The sequence below is a fragment of the Frigoribacterium sp. CFBP 13712 genome (assembly GCF_014842255.1).
In the GTDB taxonomy this organism is placed as follows: domain Bacteria; phylum Actinomycetota; class Actinomycetes; order Actinomycetales; family Microbacteriaceae; genus Frigoribacterium.
Genome location: NZ_JACYVH010000003.1, coordinates 113878 through 131644, shown reverse-complemented (window position 1 = coordinate 131644; position 17767 = coordinate 113878). Strand labels below are relative to the sequence as shown.

Annotated in this window: 16 protein-coding genes; all 16 read right to left on the bottom strand. The window is 71.5% G+C overall.

Annotated elements, in window-relative coordinates:
- Positions 1-840: an ATP phosphoribosyltransferase gene (gene hisG / locus IFT51_RS06800; RefSeq protein ID WP_192060327.1), complete on the bottom strand. Its 840-nt coding sequence runs from the start codon at positions 838-840 to the stop codon at positions 1-3.
- A 91-nt stretch (positions 841-931) separates the two neighbouring features.
- Entirely contained in the window at positions 932-1195 is a 264-nt protein-coding gene (locus IFT51_RS06795) for a phosphoribosyl-ATP diphosphatase (RefSeq protein ID WP_192060326.1), read from the bottom strand.
- Complete coding sequence (gene rpe / locus IFT51_RS06790) at positions 1192-1857, bottom strand: ribulose-phosphate 3-epimerase (RefSeq protein WP_192060325.1); 666 nt, start codon at positions 1855-1857, stop codon at positions 1192-1194. Before rpe ends, IFT51_RS06795 begins: the two co-directional genes overlap by 4 nt.
- Positions 1858-1920: 63 nt before the next feature.
- Complete coding sequence (locus tag IFT51_RS06785) at positions 1921-3297, bottom strand: RsmB/NOP family class I SAM-dependent RNA methyltransferase (RefSeq protein WP_192060324.1); 1377 nt, start codon at positions 3295-3297, stop codon at positions 1921-1923.
- The gene (gene fmt, locus IFT51_RS06780; protein WP_192060323.1) at positions 3294-4301 is read right to left on the bottom strand and encodes a methionyl-tRNA formyltransferase; all 1008 of its coding nucleotides are present in this window, start codon (positions 4299-4301) and stop codon (positions 3294-3296) included. Before fmt ends, IFT51_RS06785 begins: the two co-directional genes overlap by 4 nt.
- Before the next feature lie 14 nt (positions 4302-4315).
- Complete coding sequence (locus IFT51_RS06775; RefSeq protein ID WP_371740723.1) at positions 4316-6331, bottom strand: primosomal protein N'; 2016 nt, start codon at positions 6329-6331, stop codon at positions 4316-4318.
- 35 nt (positions 6332-6366) lie between these two features.
- Positions 6367-7596, bottom strand: coding sequence for a methionine adenosyltransferase (gene metK, locus IFT51_RS06770; protein ID WP_192060322.1), 1230 nt, complete (start codon positions 7594-7596; stop codon positions 6367-6369).
- A gap of 158 nt (positions 7597-7754) precedes the next feature.
- Entirely contained in the window at positions 7755-8021 is a 267-nt protein-coding gene (gene rpoZ / locus IFT51_RS06765) for a DNA-directed RNA polymerase subunit omega (RefSeq protein WP_192060321.1), read from the bottom strand.
- A 73-nt stretch (positions 8022-8094) separates the two neighbouring features.
- A complete protein-coding gene (gene gmk, locus IFT51_RS06760; protein WP_192060320.1) occupies positions 8095-9009 on the bottom strand; it encodes a guanylate kinase in 915 nt (304 codons plus the stop codon).
- Entirely contained in the window at positions 8997-9869 is an 873-nt protein-coding gene (gene pyrF, locus IFT51_RS06755; RefSeq protein WP_192060319.1) for an orotidine-5'-phosphate decarboxylase, read from the bottom strand. The genes gmk and pyrF overlap by 13 nt, the downstream gene beginning before the upstream one ends.
- Positions 9866-13141, bottom strand: a complete 3276-nt coding sequence (carB, locus tag IFT51_RS06750; protein ID WP_192060318.1) for a carbamoyl-phosphate synthase large subunit — start codon at positions 13139-13141, stop codon at positions 9866-9868. Before carB ends, pyrF begins: the two co-directional genes overlap by 4 nt.
- A complete protein-coding gene (gene carA, locus IFT51_RS06745) occupies positions 13141-14310 on the bottom strand; it encodes a glutamine-hydrolyzing carbamoyl-phosphate synthase small subunit (protein ID WP_192060317.1) in 1170 nt (389 codons plus the stop codon). Before carA ends, carB begins: the two co-directional genes overlap by 1 nt.
- The gene (locus IFT51_RS06740; RefSeq protein WP_192060316.1) at positions 14307-14825 is read right to left on the bottom strand and encodes a hypothetical protein; all 519 of its coding nucleotides are present in this window, start codon (positions 14823-14825) and stop codon (positions 14307-14309) included. The genes carA and IFT51_RS06740 overlap by 4 nt, the downstream gene beginning before the upstream one ends.
- A complete protein-coding gene (locus IFT51_RS06735; RefSeq protein ID WP_192060315.1) occupies positions 14822-16195 on the bottom strand; it encodes a dihydroorotase in 1374 nt (457 codons plus the stop codon). The genes IFT51_RS06740 and IFT51_RS06735 overlap by 4 nt, the downstream gene beginning before the upstream one ends.
- Positions 16192-17148 carry an aspartate carbamoyltransferase catalytic subunit gene (locus IFT51_RS06730; protein ID WP_192060314.1) on the bottom strand — a complete coding sequence of 319 codons (957 nt, stop codon included), beginning with the start codon at positions 17146-17148 and terminating at the stop codon, positions 16192-16194. The genes IFT51_RS06735 and IFT51_RS06730 overlap by 4 nt, the downstream gene beginning before the upstream one ends.
- Positions 17145-17717 carry a bifunctional pyr operon transcriptional regulator/uracil phosphoribosyltransferase PyrR gene (gene pyrR, locus IFT51_RS06725; protein ID WP_192060313.1) on the bottom strand — a complete coding sequence of 191 codons (573 nt, stop codon included), beginning with the start codon at positions 17715-17717 and terminating at the stop codon, positions 17145-17147. Before pyrR ends, IFT51_RS06730 begins: the two co-directional genes overlap by 4 nt.
- Between the last annotated feature and the right edge of the window lie 50 nt (positions 17718-17767).

The following is a 17767-nucleotide window of genomic DNA, read 5'->3' as shown; positions in this document are numbered from 1 at the left end:
TCAGAGCCTCGCGGCGTGGATCGGGCTGACGAGGATGGCTCGGGCGCCGAGGTCGTAGAGGGCGTCCATCACCTGGTTCGTGTCGGTCCGCTTCACCATCACCCGTACGGCCGCCCACTCGGCGTCATGGAGGGGCGCGACCGTCGGGGACTCCATGCCCGGCGCGATCGCCGTCGCGGCGTCGAGCTTGGAGACCGGGATGTCGTAATCCATCATCACGTACTGCCTCGCCACGAGCACGCCCTGCAGACGGCGGTGCAGCACGGCCAGCCCGTCGACGCTCTCGTCGGAGGCGATGAGCACGGCCGTCGACTCGAGGATGACGGGGCCGAAGATCTCGAGGCCCGCCGCCCGGAGGGTACCGCCGGTCGACACGACGTCGGCCACGGCGTCGGCGACACCGAGGCGGACGGCGCTCTCGACCGCACCGTCGAGACCGACGAGGTTCGCGGTCACCCCGTGCGAGGCCAGGAACGAGCCGACGAGACCCGCGTAGCTCGTGGCGACCCGGGTGCCCTGCAGCTCACGCAGGTCGGTGAAGCGCCCGGGAGGACCGGCGAAGCGGAAGGTCGAGCCGCCGAAGTCGAGAGGGGCGACCTCGTGCGCGGGCGAGTGCGAATCGAGGAGGAGGTCGCGGCCCGTGATGCCGACGTCGAGCGCACCCGAGCCGACGTAGGTCGCGATGTCGCGCGGACGGAGGTAGAAGAACTCGACGCCGTTACGAGGGTCCTCGACGTGGAGCGTGCGGGTGTCGCGGCGACCCGAGTACCCGGCCTCGCCGAGCATGGCTGTCGCGGTCTCGCTGAGGGAGCCCTTGTTGGGCACTGCTACGCGGAGCATGTGATGACTCTGTTCTCTCTGGTCGGCCCGTCGGGGCCGGATGACGTCGGACCGCCGGTGGACGACGGTCTCGCGGGGCTGCGGAGACGGATCAGAGATGTCGGTACACGTCGGCGGGGGTCAGCCCCTTGGCGAGCATCAGCACCTGCAGGTGGTACAGCAGCTGCGAGATCTCTTCGGCGGTCGCCGTGTCGCCCTCGTACTCGGCGGCCATCCACACCTCGGCGGCCTCTTCCACGATCTTCTTGCCGATCTGGTGCACGCCCGCATCGAACTCAGCCACCGTTCCCGACCCCTGGGGGCGGTCGCGGACCTTGTCGCTGAGCTCTGCGAACAGTTCGTCGAAGGTCTTCACGAGGTCAAGGCTACCGTCGCGGCAGCGGCACGGAGAGCCGCGATGCGCTCCGACGGCTCGCCGCCGTAGACGGCCGAGCCGGCGACGACCGTATCGGCCCCGTTCGCGACCGCCGTGACGATCGTCGTGACGTCGATGCCGCCGTCGACCTCGAGCCAGACGTCGAGCCCGGACCGGTCGACCGCCTCACGCGCGCGGGCCAGCTTGGGCATGGTCTCGGTCATGAACGACTGGCCGCCGAAACCGGGCTCGACCGTCATGACGAGGATCATGTCGAACTCGTCGAGCGTCTCGAGGTACGGCGCGATGTCGGTGCCGGGCTTCACGGCGACGGAGGCGCGAGCCCCCGTGCTGCGGATCGCGCGCGCCGTGGCGACGGGATCGGCGGCGGCCTCGGCCGAGAACGTCACGGAGAACGCACCGAGCTCGGCGTACCGAGGAGCCCAGCGGTCGGCGTCGTCGACCATCAGATGCACGTCGAGAGGCAGCGGACTGACCTGCTGGAGGCGCTCGACCACCGGGAGCCCGAGCGTCAGGTTCGGCACGAAGTGGCCGTCCATGACGTCGACGTGGACGAGATCGGCGTCGCCGATGCGATGGAGGTCGCGCTCGAGGTTGGCGAAGTCGGCCGAGAGGATGCTGGGGCTGATGCGGACGGACACCCGACGAGCCTAGCGGGGCCACCCGTCCGGCGCCGCGTCGCGACGGCGACGATCGGCGCCGCGTCAGGAGGCCGAGGGCTGGCGCCGCTTCTCGACGAGTGCGACGAACATCGCGTCCGTCCCGTGTCGATGCGGCCAGAGCTGGACGTACGGCGCCGAGCCGAGGTCGACGGGGGCGCCCACGATCGTCTCCGCGGAGGCGGTCGCGTCGACCACGGTGACGTCGTCGCGACCCCGCACGCCGGTCTCCACGATGGCCCGTGTCTCGGCGACGTGAGGTGAGCACGTCACGTAGGCGAGGACTCCCCCGGGTGCCAGGGCGTCGATCGCGGCGGCGAACAGGCGGGCCTGCAGGGCGGTCAGCTCGCCGACGTCGCGGGGCTGCTTGCGCCAGCGGGCCTCGGGACGGCGGCGGAGGGCGCCGAGCCCCGTGCAGGGCGCGTCGAGAAGGATGCGGTCGAACGACTCGGGCTGCTCCGCGCCGAAGCGCGTCGCGTCGCCCTCGACCACCTGCACGCCGCCGGGGACGGGCTCGAGCGCCTGACGGACGAGTCCCGCCCGCGCCGGGACGAGCTCGTTGGCCAGGAGCCGCGCGCCGCCTCCGGCCGCCTCCGCACCGAGCAGCGCCGCCTTGCCGCCCGGCCCGGCGCACATGTCGAGCCACCGCTCGCCGTCCGCGATCGGGCGGTGGCGGCTCAGCAGCAGAGCCGCCATCTGCGATCCCTCGTCTTGAACCCGGGCGCGTCCGTCGCGGACGGCGGGGTGGCTCGCCGGATCTCCGCCGCCGCTGGTCGCCGCGACGGGCGAGAGGACGCCACCCGCGCCTCCCAGTTCGGAGACCTCGGCCAGCCCCGGCAACGCCACGAGACTCACCCGCGGGGCCCTGTTGTCGGCCTCGAGCAGCTCGACGAGCTCGTCGCCCCGCCCCTCGGCGGTGAGCGCCTGACGGAAGGCCCGCACGACCCACGCCGGGTGCGACCACTCGGCGGCCAGCGCCTCGTCGGCACCCCGGGCGCCCTCGAGGACGCGTTCGCGCCAGACCCCGGGGTCGGTGCGGGAGACGGTGCGGAGGACCCCGTTCACGAAGCCGGTGCCCGATCGACTGCCGACCTCGCGGGCGAGCTCGACCGACTCGTCGACCGCGGCGTGCGTGGCGACCCTCGTCGAGAGCAGCTGATGGACGCCCAGCCGCAGGACGTCGAGGAGAGCCGGGTCGATCTTCGACACGGGCCGTCGGGCGGCGATCGCGATGACGAGGTCGTAGTACCCCTGGAGGCGCAGCGTGCCGTAGGTGAGCTCGGTCGCGAGACCCGCGTCGGCGGCGTCGAGACGGGCACGGGCAATGCGCGACGGGAGAAGCAGGTTCGAGTAGGCGTCGTCGTCGGAGACGGCGCGGAGGACGTCGAGGGCGACCCGACGGGCGGGCTGGACACGGCTCATGAGCGGTCTCCTTCGTCGAGGGGGTCGGAGGGGCGGCCGGGTCCGCCCGGGTCGGGTGCCGAGTCGCTCGCGGTCACGAGGAGGCGCGGGGCGTCATCGCCGGACAGCCCGCGGAACCAGTCGGTCGCCGCCATGGCCTTCTTGCCGGCGGGCTGGACCCGCACCAGCTCGAGGGGCGCGGTGGCCGTGCCGACGAGGAGGCGGCGTCCGGACAGCGAGAGGGCGCCGGGTGCCGGGTCGACGGCGAGATCGGGCGACTCGACGGCGCGCAGCTCGAGGATCTTGAGGCGGGCGCCCTCGAAGGGGACGTGCGCCCCTGGCTCGGGCGTGACCCCCCGCCACCGGTCGAGGACCTCGCTGGCGGGCCGCCCGAGATCGAGCGCCCCGTCGTCGAGGGTCAGTTTGGGGGCCAGCGTCACCGTGCCGTTCTGCGCGACGCCCACGGCCGTGCCCGAGGCGAGGTCGGCGACCGTGCGCTCGAGCAGCTCCGCACCGGAGACCGAGAGGTCGTCGAGCAGGCCGCCCGCGGTCTCGGCGCCGCCGAGACGCTGCTCGACGACGCCGTAGACGTCGCCGGCGTCGAGCTCGGGGACGAGCTGGAACACGACGGCCCCCGTGACCTCGTCGCCGGCCATGAGGGCGCGTTGGACGGGTGCCGCCCCGCGCCACCGCGGGAGGAGCGAGAAGTGGAGATTGACCCAGCCGAGTCGAGGCAGCGAGAGCACGGGCTCGCGCAGCAGCGCCCCGAAGGCGACGATGACGCCGAGGTCGGCGTCGAGTGCCCGGAGGTGCTCGGTCACGTCGTCGGTGATCCGACGCGCCTTGACCACGGGCAGACCGAGACGCTCGGCCTCGACGGCGACCGGCGTCTGCGTCAGCACGCGCTTGCGGCCCTGAGGGGTGTCGCTGCGGGTCAGCACCGCCACGATCTCATGCTCGCTCTCGGCGAGGGCGCGGAGGGACGGGAGGGCGGCGGCGGGGCTGCCGGCGAAGACGAGACGCACGGGGGTTCCTGAACTCAATCGGTGAACGGCTCGACGTCGTCGAACCGCACTCTGAGTGTAGGGACGGCACGACCGCGCTTCTGACCGATGGCCTTGCGACGCTCGGTGGCCGCCCGGATCACCTGCGACCTGAGGATCTGCGCCACCTCGCCGCCGCGCCGCACGTCGAAGCGGACGATGGCCCGCACCCCGGCCTCGGGCACGTCGACGGGGCCGAGTGTCTCGGCCCGCACCTCGTCGGGGAGCTCGCCGAGGGCTCGGGCGACGGTGTCGACGGTGCCCGTTACCGTCGCGACGCGGACGGCCGGCGGGAAGCGCAGCTGCCGACGGTCGGCGAGCTCGGAGGAGGCGAAGCGGGCGAGCTCCCAGGTGGCCAGCGCGGAGGCCAGGGCTCCCCCGACCCCGACGAGCACGACGGGTGCGCGTCGAGACGCGAGAGCCGTCGCATTGGCCCACCAGCGGAGACAGTCTTCGGCGACTCGGAGACTCTCTCTCGCCAGCATGCGCTCCCCGTCCAGGAGGAGGACCGCCCGGTAGCCGCCGGGGGCGACGGGCTCGGCACCGCGCGTGGCGACGACCAGCGCGGGGGCGTCGTCGACGTGGGTGATCGGTCGCGTGCCGTCGGCCACGATGACGCGGACCCCCGGGAAGGCCTTGCCGAGCTCGTCGGCGGTGCGGGACGCACCGGTGCCGACGGCCTTCATCGCCGTGCCCTCGCAGGTCTTGCAGTGCCAGCCGACCGCGAGTGCTCCGCACCAGGAGCAGGCGGGCTGGGCGCCCTGCTCACGCTGGACGACCGGACCGTTGCAGCGCAGGCAGCGCGCGGTGTCGCCGCATTCGGTGCAGGCGAGCCGTGGAGAGTAACCCGGGTGAGCCACCTGGACGAGGACCGGTCCGTGCTCGACGGCGGCTCGGGCCTCCGTCCAGGCCGTGGAGGGGATCCGTGCCCGCGCGGCGAAGCCGTCGTGCGCGGACTGCTGAGACGTCGGGATCACCTTGGGCTGGTACCGCGGATCGGGGCGGACCTCGGCGAGGAAGCCCAGCTCGACCAGGCGCTGGACGTCGGTGCTCCGGGCGTGGCCCAGGAAGACCAGGGCCGTGTCCTGCTGCGCCTGGCGGACGAGCGCGGTGTCGCGGGCGTGCACGTAGGGGCTGAGCGGCTCGGAGAAGAGAGGGTCGCCGTCGTCGAAGACGACGATGACGCCGAGACGAGCCGACGGCGCGAGGAGGACCGAGCGGTTGCCGACGATGACGACGGGGTCGTCGCCGCGGGCATGGAGGAGCGCCCGGTACCGGTCGGCGTTCGACTGCCGGGAGTCGAGACGGACGATCGCCTCGGACGGGACGACCGCGGCGAGGGCCCGCAGGACGTGATCTTCGTCTCGGTAGTCGGGGACGGCGATGATCGCGTTGTCGCCCGCCGCCAGCGCCACCGTGGCCAGCTGAGCGGCGGTGACGGCCCAGTGGCCGACCCACGCGCCGTCGTCGGCCAGTTCGACCAGCAGGGGGACGGCGTCGACGGCGGCCCGGCCCCTCGCGGGGACGAGATCGTGGAGCGAGTCGGCCCGGTACGCGGTGACGGCCTGGGCGACGACGGGCTCGGGCGCCGTGACCGGCTCGTCGGCACCCTCCGCCGCGAGGCGCGCGGCGGCCCAGGCCTTCTCGACCCGCACCTGCCGAGGAGGCACGGCGAGGCGCAGGACATCGCTCGCGGAGCCGCCGGCGCGGTCGGCCACCGCCCGGGCGAGCCGCCAGACCTCGGGGGCCAGCACGGGCACCTCGGACACGATGTCGTCGACTTCGCTGAGCTCGCCCGCATGGTCGGATCCGTCGACGACGTCGACCACGAATCCGTCGGCGATACGGCCGGCGGATCGCAGCGGTACTTTGACCCGGATGCCCGGGACGACCTGTCCGACCAGACGCGCGGGGACGCGGTAGTCGAAGAGACGATCCAGCTGCGGCAGCGGCGAGTCGACGAGCACACGGGCGACGGGCCGACCGGGGGTCCCGGCGGACGTCGCGCTCACGGGGTTCTCGGACGGCGTGGCGGGGTCACCGATGATCAGAGCCCGGCGGCGGCCCGCAGCGCGTCGACGCGGTCGAGGGCCTCCCACGTGAAGTCGGGCAGGTCGCGGCCGAAGTGGCCGTAGGTCGACGTCGCCGCGTAGATCGGGCGCAGCAGGTCGAGGTCGCGGATGATGGCCGCCGGGCGGAGGTCGAAGACCTCGCCGATGGCGTCGATGATCACCTGGTCGGAGACGTGACCCGTGCCGAACGTCTCGACGTAGAGACCGACCGGGGCCGCGCGTCCGATGGCGTAGGCGATCTGCAGTTCGAGGCGGTCGGCGAGACCTGCTGCGACGGCGTTCTTCGCGACCCACCGCATGGCGTAGGCGGCGGACCGGTCGACCTTCGACGGGTCCTTGCCCGAGAACGCCCCGCCGCCGTGCCTGCTCGCGCCGCCGTAGGTGTCGACGATGATCTTGCGGCCGGTGAGCCCTGCATCGCCCTGGGGCCCGCCGATCTCGAAGCGCCCGGTGGGGTTGATGATGAATCGCGTGCCGCTCGAGTCGAGCCCCGCCTCGGCGAGCACGGGACGGATGACGTGCTCGATCACATCGCTCTCGAGCTGAGCACTCGAGACGCTCGGCGAGTGCTGCGTCGAGAGCACGACGGTGTCGACCGTGACGGGCACGACGCCGTCGTAGCCGACCGTGACCTGGGTCTTGCCGTCGGGTCGGAGGTAGTCGAGCTCGCCCGTCTTGCGGACCGAGGCGAGTCGCTCGGCGAGACGGTGGGCGAGCCAGACGGGCAGCGGCATGTACTGGGGCGTCTCGTTCGTGGCGTAGCCGAACATGATGCCCTGATCGCCCGCACCCTGGCGGTTGAGGACGTCGTCGTCGCCGCCCCGCGCCTCGAGCGCCGAGTCGACGCCCTGCGCGATGTCGGGCGACTGCGAGCCGATCGAGACCTCGACGCCGCAGGTGCGGCCGTCGAAGCTGACCGCCGACGAGTCGTAGCCGATGCCGACGATGAGATCGCGGACGATCGTCGGGATGTCGACGTAGCCCTTGGTGGTGACCTCGCCGGCGACGTGCACGAGACCCGTCGTGACCATGGTCTCGACGGCGACCCGGCTGGCGGGGTCGACGGCCAGCAGAGCGTCGAGGATGCCGTCGGAGATCTGGTCGCAGATCTTGTCGGGGTGGCCCTCGGTCACGGACTCGGAGGTGAAGAGACGGAGGCCCGTCGGAGTCGTACGGCTCGTGCTGGTGGTGTCGGTCGTGGTCAAGGGGACCCCTCGTGGCTCATGGTCGGCTCGACGGATGCATCGTGCCGTGGGACGTGACGAGGCCCCGCGGGATGGTCTCCCGGGGGCCTCGTCAGAGTCTAGGACCGACCCCTGACAGCTGGTCGTCCCGTGACGTGCCGCCTGTGGGCGGCGGATGCCTAGTCGGCTGTGACGGCGAGCGGCTTGACCTCGAGCCGGTCTTCGTTGATCTCGTGCATGGCGACCGAGAGCGGCTTGTCGTCGATGGTGCTGTCGACGAGCGGGCCGACGTTGTCGAACAGGCTGCCCTCGTGGAGGTCGGCGTAGTAGTCGTTGATCTGACGGGCTCGCTTGGACGCGAAGATGACGAGCGCGTACTTCGACTCGACCTTCGAGAGCAGCTCGTCGATGGGCGGATCGATGATGCCCTTGTTCTTGTCGGCCATGGTTACTCCTCGTTCGTGGTGCGTTGTCTCGGCGTGCCGACCGGGCAGGCTGAGGGGGAAGTCGTGGCGTCGATCAGTCGCGCTGTCGCGCGTCGTCGGACGCAGTCATCAATTCTACGACCTCTCGGGCCGCTTCGGCCACGTCGTGGTTGACGACCTTGACGTCGAACTCGTCTTGGGCGGCCAGCTCGACCTTCGCGGTCTCGAGTCGTCGCTGCTGCTCGGCGGCGTCCTCCGTGCCGCGGCCGATGAGTCGACGGACCAGTTCGTCCCAGGTGGGGGGGAGCAGGAACACGAGCACGGCCTCGGGCATCGCCGCACGGACGAGACGCGCCCCCTGCAGATCGATCTCGAGCAGCACGCTGCGGCCGTCGCGGAGCGCCGCGTCGATCGGAGGGCGCGGCGTGCCGTACCGGTACGAGTTGTGGACGGTCGCGTACTCGAGGAGCTCCCGCTCGCGGATCATCCGGTCGAACTCGGCGTCGTCGACGAAGTAGTAGTGCACGCCGTCGACCTCCCCCGGTCTCGGAGCCCGCGTCGTCGCCGAGATCGACAGGTGGACGTCGGGGTAGTTGTCGCGGATGTGAGCCGATACCGTGCCCTTGCCGACGGCCGTCGGACCGGCCAGGACGACCAGACGCGATCGGAGCCGCCCGCGCGCCTCGCGATGTGCCAGCCAGTCTCCGAGCGTGCGTCGCTGCCGGACTCCGAGACCGCCGACCCGCTTGGACTCGGCGATGCCCAGATCGGTCATGATGCGCGCCGCCCGGGTCGGGCCGATCCCCGGGATGCTCGTGAGCAGCTCGCGGACGCGGAGGGTGGCCTCGGGTGCCGTGGCCTCACCGGCCCACGCCGTCTCGGCGACGTCGAGCGCCTGACGTCGTCTCTCGGCGATCGCGGACTTCACGGCGGCCCGGCCCCGACGGGCGGCGACGGCGGCGCGGGCCGCGGCCGCGCGGTCGACGGGCGGCGGCGTCAGACGAGGCATCGGCGGATCTCGTCGGAGTCGCGACGGATCGCGTCGGCGAGGTCGGACGGACCGTGCTCGAGCAGCGCCCGGGAGGTCGAGACGACGACCGAACGGCCCGCAGCGCCGAAGAGGGCGGGGATGTCGCGGTAGAGCGCGCCCTGGTGCCCGAACCCGGGCGCGAGGACGGGCGTGGCGGTCAAGCGGTCGGGGTCGACGCCGGCGGCTACGAGGTCGACCGTCGCGCCGAGCACCAGCCCCACGGAGCCGAACCGGGGTTCTCCGGCGATCTGGTTGTCGTGCAGCACGTCGTCGACGATACCGCCCGCGACGGTCGAGACCGTGCCGTCGTCGTCGGTGCGCCGCGCCGTCTGCGTGACCCGCGCCTCCGGATTGGAGGTGGCGCCGAGCACGAACACGCCCGCACCCGCGCGACGGGCTCGTGCGACCAGACCGGTCATGGAGCCGAGACCGAGGTACGGAGACACCGTCAGCGCGTCGACCCGGAGGCTCGATTCCGGATCGAACCAGGCGTCCCCGTAGGCGTCCATGGTGCTGCCGATGTCGCCGCGTTTGGCATCGCCGATGACCAGCAGCCCCGCCTGACGCGCGGCGTGCAGGACCTCTTCGAGGGCGGCGAAGCCGGCCGAACCCCACCGCTCGTAGAAGGCGACCTGCGGTTTCACGATCCCCGCGCCTCCTCGGTGCGCCGCGTCGACCACCCGCAGACCGAAGTCGCGCGCCCCGGCCGCCCCGCCCGGCAGACGCCAGGCGTCGAGCAGGTACGGGTGCGGATCGATGCCGACGCAGAGCGGGCCGAGACGGTCGAAGACCTCGCCGAGCCGCTCGCCGAAGGCCGGAGCCGAGGCCCCGGCCGTCACAGTCGGGCCGCCCGCGCGAGTCCGTAGTCTTGCAGGCTCGTGACCTCGAGCTCGGTCTGGACGGCCTCGATCGACGCGACCGCGGCACCGAGCTGGGCGATGGTCGTGAAGAGCGCCTTGTCGGCGGCGACGGTCGCCGCACGGATCTCGTAGCCGTCGGCACGGGCGCTCGAACCGCTCGGCGTGTTGATCACGATGTCGACCTCGTCGGCGTTGATCAGATCGACGACCGAGTGGCCGCCCGCGCTGAACTTCGCGACGGTGTCCGCCTCGATGCCGTTGCGCACCAGCACGGTCGCGGTGCCCTCGGTGGCGAGGATCGTGAAACCGAGCTGCTGGAGGCGCAGCACCGGCAGGACGATCGCCCGCTTGTCGCGATCGGCGACGCTCACGAAGACGGTGCCCGAGGTGGGCAGGCCGCCGTAGGCCGCGGTCTGGCTCTTGGCGAAGGCCCGCGGGAAGTCGCGGTCGATCCCCATGACCTCGCCCGTCGAACGCATCTCGGGACTCAGCACGCTGTCGACGATCTGGCCGTCCTTCGTGCGGAAGCGCTTGAAGGGCAGCACGGCCTCCTTGACGGAGATGGGCGAGTCAAGCGGGACGTCCGAGCCGTCTCTCGCCGGCAGCAGCCCGACCTCGACGAGCTCGCGGATGCTGCGTCCGACCATGACCAGCGACGCGGCCTTGGCCAGCGGGATCCCGAGCGCCTTCGAGACGAAGGGCACCGTGCGGCTCGCACGGGGGTTCGCCTCGATGACGTAGAGCACGCCGGCGGCGATGGCGAACTGGACGTTCAGCAGACCGGAGACGCCGATGCCGCGCGCGATCTCGAGGGTGGCGGCACGGACCCGGTCGATCTCGCCCTTGCCGAGCGTCACGGGAGGGAGCGTGCAACTCGAGTCGCCCGAGTGGATGCCGGCCTCCTCGATGTGCTCCATGATGCCGCCGACGTAGAGCTCGGTGCCGTCGTAGAGGGCGTCGACGTCGATCTCGACCGCGTCGTCCAGGAACCGATCGACCAGCAGCGGCGCATCGGGGCCGATGATGGCCTGGTCTTCGACCCGGACGAAGTAGTCGGCCAGCGAGGGGCTGTCGTAGACGATCTCCATGCCGCGACCGCCGAGGACGTACGACGGGCGGACGAGGACGGGGTAGCCGATCTCCTCCGCGACCGCGACGGCGGTCTCGTAGTCGGTGGCCGTGCCGTTCTTCGGGGCGTGCAGCCCGGCGGCGTCGAGGATGCCCTGGAAGAGCCCGCGCTCCTCGGCGGAGTCGATGGCGTCGGGGCTCGTCCCCAGGATCGGGACGCCGGCGGCCTCGAGGCCCTTGGCGAGACCGAGCGCGGTCTGACCGCCGAGCTGGACGACGACGCCGACGAGCTCGCCGCTGGCGCTCTCGGCGTGGACCACCTCGAGGACGTCCTCCAGGGTGAGCGGTTCGAAGTACAGGCGGTCGCTCGTGTCGTAGTCGGTGGACACGGTCTCGGGGTTGCAGTTGATCATGATCGTCTCGAAGCCCGCGTCGCTCAGCGCGAAGCTGGCGTGCACGCACGAGTAGTCGAACTCGACGCCCTGCCCGATCCGGTTCGGACCCGAGCCGAGGATGATCACCTTGCGGCGGTCGCTCGCGACCACCTCCGTCTCGAAGTCGTAGCTCGAGTAGTGGTACGGCGTGAGGGCCGGGAACTCCCCCGCGCAGGTGTCGACGGTCTTGAACACGGGCCGGACGCCGAGGGCGTGCCGCTCGTCACGGACCTGCTGCTCGGGCAGACCGCGCAGCTGCCCCAGCTGGGCGTCGCTGAAGCCGTGGTCCTTCGCGAAGGCGATCATCTCGGCGTCGAGGGACTCGGTCGCGGCCACCGTCTCGGCGACCTCGTTGATCAGCACGATCTGGTCGATGAACCAGGGGTCGATCTTCGTGGACTCGAAGACCTCGTCCGCCGTCGCACCGGCGCGGAGGGCCTGCTGCACGGTGACGATGCGACCGTCGGTCGGCGTCGCGGCCAACGCGAGCAGCGCCTCCTTGTCTCCGGGGGCGCCCTGCCAGTGGAAGCTCGATCCGCGCTTCTCGAGCGAGCGCAGCGCCTTCTGCAGCGCCTGCGTGAAGTTGCGGCCGAGGGCCATCGCCTCGCCGACGCTCTTCATGGTCGTGCTGAGCGTCGTGTCGGCCGCGGGGAACTTCTCGAACGCGAACCGCGGCACCTTGACGACGACGTAGTCGAGCGTGGGCTCGAAGGAGGCGGGGGTCACCTTGGTGATGTCGTTCGGGATCTCGTCGAGCCGGTACCCGAGGGCCAGCTTCGCGGCGATCTTGGCGATCGGGAACCCGGTGGCCTTCGACGCCAGCGCGCTGGAGCGCGAGACGCGGGGGTTCATCTCGATGACGATGACGCGGCCGTTCGACGGGTCGATGGCGAACTGGATGTTGCAGCCGCCGGTGTCGACGCCCACCCGACGGATGATGTCGATGCTGATGTCGCGGAGGTTCTGGTACTCGCGGTCGGTCAGGGTGAGGGCCGGTGCGACGGTGATCGAGTCGCCGGTGTGGACTCCGACCGGGTCGACGTTCTCGATGGAGCAGACGACGACCGTGTTGTCGGCCGTGTCGCGCATCATCTCGAGCTCGTACTCCTTCCAGCCGAGGATGCTCTCTTCGAGCAGGACCTCGGTGGTGGGGCTCTGGTGCAGACCGTCGGTCACCATGCGGACGAGCTCGTCGCGCGTGTAGGCGAAGCCGGAGCCGAGGCCGCCCATCGTGTACGAGGGGCGGATCACGAGAGGGTAGCCGAGGTCTTCGGCGTACTCGACCGCCTGGTCGACGGTGCGAGCGATGTACGACTTGGCCACGTCGGCGCCCGACTCGAGCACGAGGTCCTTGAAGAGCTGGCGATCCTCCCCCTTCTGGATCGCCTCAACCTTCGCGCCGATCAGCTCGACGCCGTGCTTGGCGAGGATGCCCTCCTCGTCGAGCTTGATGGCCGCGTTCAGGGCGGTCTGCCCGCCGAGGGTCGGGAGGATCGCGTCGGGGCGCTCCTTCACGATGATCGCCTCGAGCACCTCGGAGGTGATCGGCTCGATGTACGTGGCGTCGGCGAAGTCGGGGTCGGTCATGATCGTGGCCGGGTTCGGGTTGACCAGGATGACGCGCACCCCCTCTTCGCGGAGGACGCGGCAGGCCTGCGTTCCCGAGTAGTCGAACTCGGCCGCCTGGCCGATGACGATCGGCCCGGAGCCGATCACGAGGACGGAGTTGATGTCGGGGCGCTTGGGCATCAGATGCTGCTTTCGATGTCGGAGCCGAAGTCGACGGACTTGCCGTGCGAGCGGGCGACGACCGCCTCGCGGAAGCGGTCGAAGAGGTGGTTGCTGTCGTGCGGGCCGGCGGCCGCCTCGGGGTGGTACTGGACCGAGAACGCGGGGATGTCGAGGGCCCGCAGACCCTCGACGACCTGGTCGTTGAGGCTGTAGTGGCTGACCTCGACGCGGCCGAAGCCCGCGGGCGAGTCGAGCACGCCGTCGATGGGCGCGTCGACCGCGAAGCCGTGGTTCTGACTGGTGATCTCGACGCGGTTGGTCGTCTTGTCGAGGACGGGCTGGTTGATGCCCCGGTGGCCGAACGGCAGCTTGTACGTGCCGAAGCCGAGCGCCCGGCCGAACAGCTGGTTGCCGAAGCAGATGCCGAAGTAGGGCAGACCGTCGCGGAGAGCGCCCTGCAGCAGCTCGACCTGCGTGTCGCTCGCGGCCGGGTCGCCCGGGCCGTTCGAGTAGAAGAGCGCGTCGGGGGCGAGTGCGCGCAGCTCGTCGAGCGTCGTCGACTGCGGCAGCACGTGCACCTCGAAGCCGCGCTGGGCCAGGTAGCGCAGGGTCGAGGTCTTGACGCCCAGGTCGAGGACGGCGACCGAGCCGATGCGCTCGCCCTCCGGCTGGACGACGTAGGGCTCGAGCGTGGACACCTGGCTCGAGAGGTTGAGACCGCGCATGTCGCTGCCCGCAGCGACGAGGGCGAGCTGCTCGGCCGGGTCGAGCTCGGCGTCGGCACCGCTGAAGACGCCGCCCTTCATCGAGCCGACGTCGCGGAGGCGCCGCGTGACGGCACGGGTGTCGATGCCGCGGATGCCCACGACGCCGTCGGCGACGAGCTGGTCGTCGAGGCTGCCCTGTGCCCGGTGGTTCGACACGACGCGGCTGGCGTCGCGGACCACGTAGCCGGCCACCCAGATGCGACGCGACTCGGGGTCTTCGTCGTTAACCCCGGTGTTGCCGATGTGCGGGGCCGTCATGACGACGATCTGCCCGGCGTACGAGGGGTCGGTCAGGGTCTCCTGGTAGCCGGTCATGCCGGTCGAGAAGACCACCTCGCCGAGGGTGCGGCCGACGGCGCCGTAAGCGAGCCCGACGTACCGCGACCCGTCTTCGAGGATGAGGACGGCTTTTTCACTCACAGGTTCTCTCCAGTGCTGGTTCCGGCCCGGGGGGCCGTGGGGATGATTCCGCGGATGCCGTCGACGACCGCGGTGGGGTCGTCGACGATGCGCAGGTAGGTGTCGACGTCGGTCTCGCCGAGGGTCCAGGCGATGAGGACGAGCCCGCCCTCTTCGACGACGCGGTCGATCGTCCATGTGGCCCGGCCGACGTCGCGGATCGAGGAGGCGCGGATCAGCTTCGCCGGTTCGCCCGCGATCTCGAGGCGGACGCCCTCGACATGGACCGAGACGCCTGCGCGTCCGCGGAAGCCGAGCCCGCCGATGACGATGCGGTCGAGCGGATCGCCCGCTCGACTCGTGGCCACGTAGAAGCCGTCGGTCTCGATGCTCGGCGTGCCGAGGCCGTCGGGAGCGATCTCGGGGAGGGCGATGTCGGATTGACGTCGGCCGCGGGCACGCCACGATCGCGCCATCTGCCAGAGCAGAGCCGCGAGGAGGACGAGGACTCCGAGGCCGATCCACCAGTAGGTCATCGGGCCTCCGCCCCGGCTGTGGCCTCGACCGACACCCGGTGCGCCGCCACGGCCGCGGCGGCACGCGCGATCGTCTCGGTCTCGACCACCGCGCCGCCTTCGACGGTGGCGTAGCCCTGATGGAAGGTGGCCTCGACGCGGCCCGGCAGGACGCGGTCGATGAACGGCGAGTTGGTGCTCTTGCCCGCGAGGTGCTCGGCGGAGAAGGTGCGCGTCACGCTCTGATCGTAGAGGGTCAGCTCGGCGGGCTCTCCGACGGCGAGGGGTCGCCCCTGCCCCGAGACCCGACCGATGACGGCCGGGGTCGTCGACATGATGCGCGCGACGTCGCCCCAGCCGATGAGCCCCGTGTCGACCATCGTGTGCTGGACGACGGGCAGGGCCGTCTCGAGGCCGACCATGCCGTTCGCCGCGGCGTCCCACTCGCAGCACTTCGCCTCGGAGGTGTGCGGCGCGTGATCCGTGGCCACGATGTCGATGGTGCCGTCCGCGAGGGCCGAGCGGAGGGCCTGCACGTCGTCCTTCCCGCGAAGCGGGGGGTTGACCTTGTACCGCGAGTCGTACCCGGCCACCAGGTCTTCGGTGAGCAGCAGGTGGTGCGGCGTGACCTCGGCCGTGACGTCGATGCCCCGGGACTTCGCCCAGCGGATCACCTCGACGCTGCCGGCCGTCGAGACGTGGCAGACGTGCAGCCGGGCACCGACGTGGTCGGCGAGGAGCACGTCGCGCGCGATGATCGCCTCCTCCGCGACAGCGGGCCACCCGGCGAGACCCAGCTCGGCCGAGAGCGCCCCCTCGTTCATCTGGGCGCCGATGGTCAGTCGTGGTTCTTGGGCGTGCTGCGCGACGACTCCCCCGAAGCCCTTGACGTACTCGAGCGCGCGACGCATCAGCAGGGGGTCGCTCACGCAGTGGCCGTCGTCGGAGAACACCCGGACGGCGGCGCGGGATCGGGCCATGGCGCCGATCTCGGAGAGGTGCGTCCCCTCGAGACCCCGCGACACGGCGCCGATCGGTCTGACGGTCACGTACCCGGCCCGGTCGCCGAGCGCCTGCACCTGCTCGACGACCCCCGCGGTGTCGGCCACCGGCGACGAGTTCGCCATCGCGTTGACCGCGGTGAAGCCCCCCGCGGCGGCGGCACGCGAGCCGGTCAGAACGGTCTCGCTGCCCTCGCCGCCCGGCTCCCGGAGGTGCGTGTGGAGGTCGACGAGACCCGGCAGGACGAGGAGCCCGTCGGCGTCGACCACGGTGGCCCCGACGGCGCTGAGACGCGTGCCGAGCTCGACGACCACGCCGTCTCGGACGAGGACGTCGGTGCGGTCGCCGTCGACGGTCTCGACGGCGCGGATGATCTGGGTGGTGGTCACAGGGAGTCCTCCCGGTCGCCGGCGAGTGTGAGGTAGAGCACGGCCATGCGCACGGCGACGCCGTTGGCGACCTGCTCGCGGACGGTCGATCGCGGCGAGTCGGCGGCCTCGTCGCTGATCTCGAGACCGCGGTTCATCGGCCCGGGGTGCATCACGACGGTCTCCGGCGGCAGCGCACGGAACCGTGCGGCGCTCAGCCCCCAGGCGCGGGCGTACTCGCGGGCGTTCGGGAAGAACGCCTCGTTCATCCGCTCCTGCTGGATGCGCAGCATCATGACCACGTCGGGTCGCACCTGGAACAGGGCCTCGTCGAGGTCGTAGTGGACGTCGACGCCGAACCGGCTGACGTCGACGGGCAGGAGCGTGGGAGGCGCGACCACGGTGACCTGGGCGCCGAGCGTCCGCAGCAGCCAGGCGTTCGACCGGGCCACCCGCGAATGCAGGATGTCGCCGACGATGACGACCCGCAGACCGTCGAGGTCGCGACCCCGACTCGCGGCGCCGTGGACCCGGCGTCGCATGGTGAACGCGTCGAGCAGCGCCTGGGTCGGGTGCTCGTGCGTGCCGTCGCCGGCGTTGACGATGCCCGCGTCCACCCAGCCACTGTCGGCGAGCACCCGGGGAGCCCCGGAGGACGGGTGCCGGATCACGATGCCGTCGGCGCCCATCGCGGCGAGCGTCTGCGCCGTGTCCTTCAGGGATTCGCCCTTCGACACGCTCGAGCCCTTCGCCGCGAAGTTGATGACGTCGGCGCTGAGTCGCTTCGCCGCGGCCTCGAAGGAGATGCGCGTGCGTGTGCTGTCTTCGTAGAAGAGGTTGACGACGGTCGTCCCGCGCAGCGTTGGCAGCTTGCGGACCTCGCGGGTGCTGACGTCGGCCATGTCCTCCGAGATGTCGAGGATGCGCAGCGCATCGTCGAGTCCGAGGTCGGAGGTGCTGAGCAGGTGCCTCATGCGTGAGCACCCGCGCCGACGGCACCCTCTGTCGCCGCGCCTCCTTCGATGGCGACCAGCTCGTCCGCATCGACGCCGGCGAGCCGGACGTAGATCCGCTCCGCGGTCGAGGTCGGCAGGTTCTTGCCCACGAAGTCGGCCCGGATCGGCAGCTCGCGGTGGCCCCGGTCGACGAGGACGGCGAGGCGGACCGCACGCGGCCGGCCGAGCGAGCTCAGGGCGTCGAGCGCCGCCCGGATCGTCCGCCCTGAGTACAGGACGTCGTCGACCAGGACGACGGTCTTGCCGTCGATGCCGCCGACGGGCAGCGACGTGGGCCGGGAGGCGCGGGTCGGCTGGCTGCGGAGGTCATCGCGGTACATGGTCACGTCGACCGACCCGACCGGGATCGGCTCGCCCGAGATCGTCGCCAGCGACTCGGCGATGCGTTCGGCGAGGACGACGCCGCGGGTCGGGATGCCGAGGACGACGAGGCCGGAGGCGCCCCGGTTCGACTCGAGGATCTCGTGGGAGATGCGCGTCAGAGCGCGCGCGATGTCAGCCTGACTCAGCACGGTACGGGTGCTCAATCGGACCCCCTTCCCCGCCTCTCTGGACGGAACTTAAAGGATGTCGGATG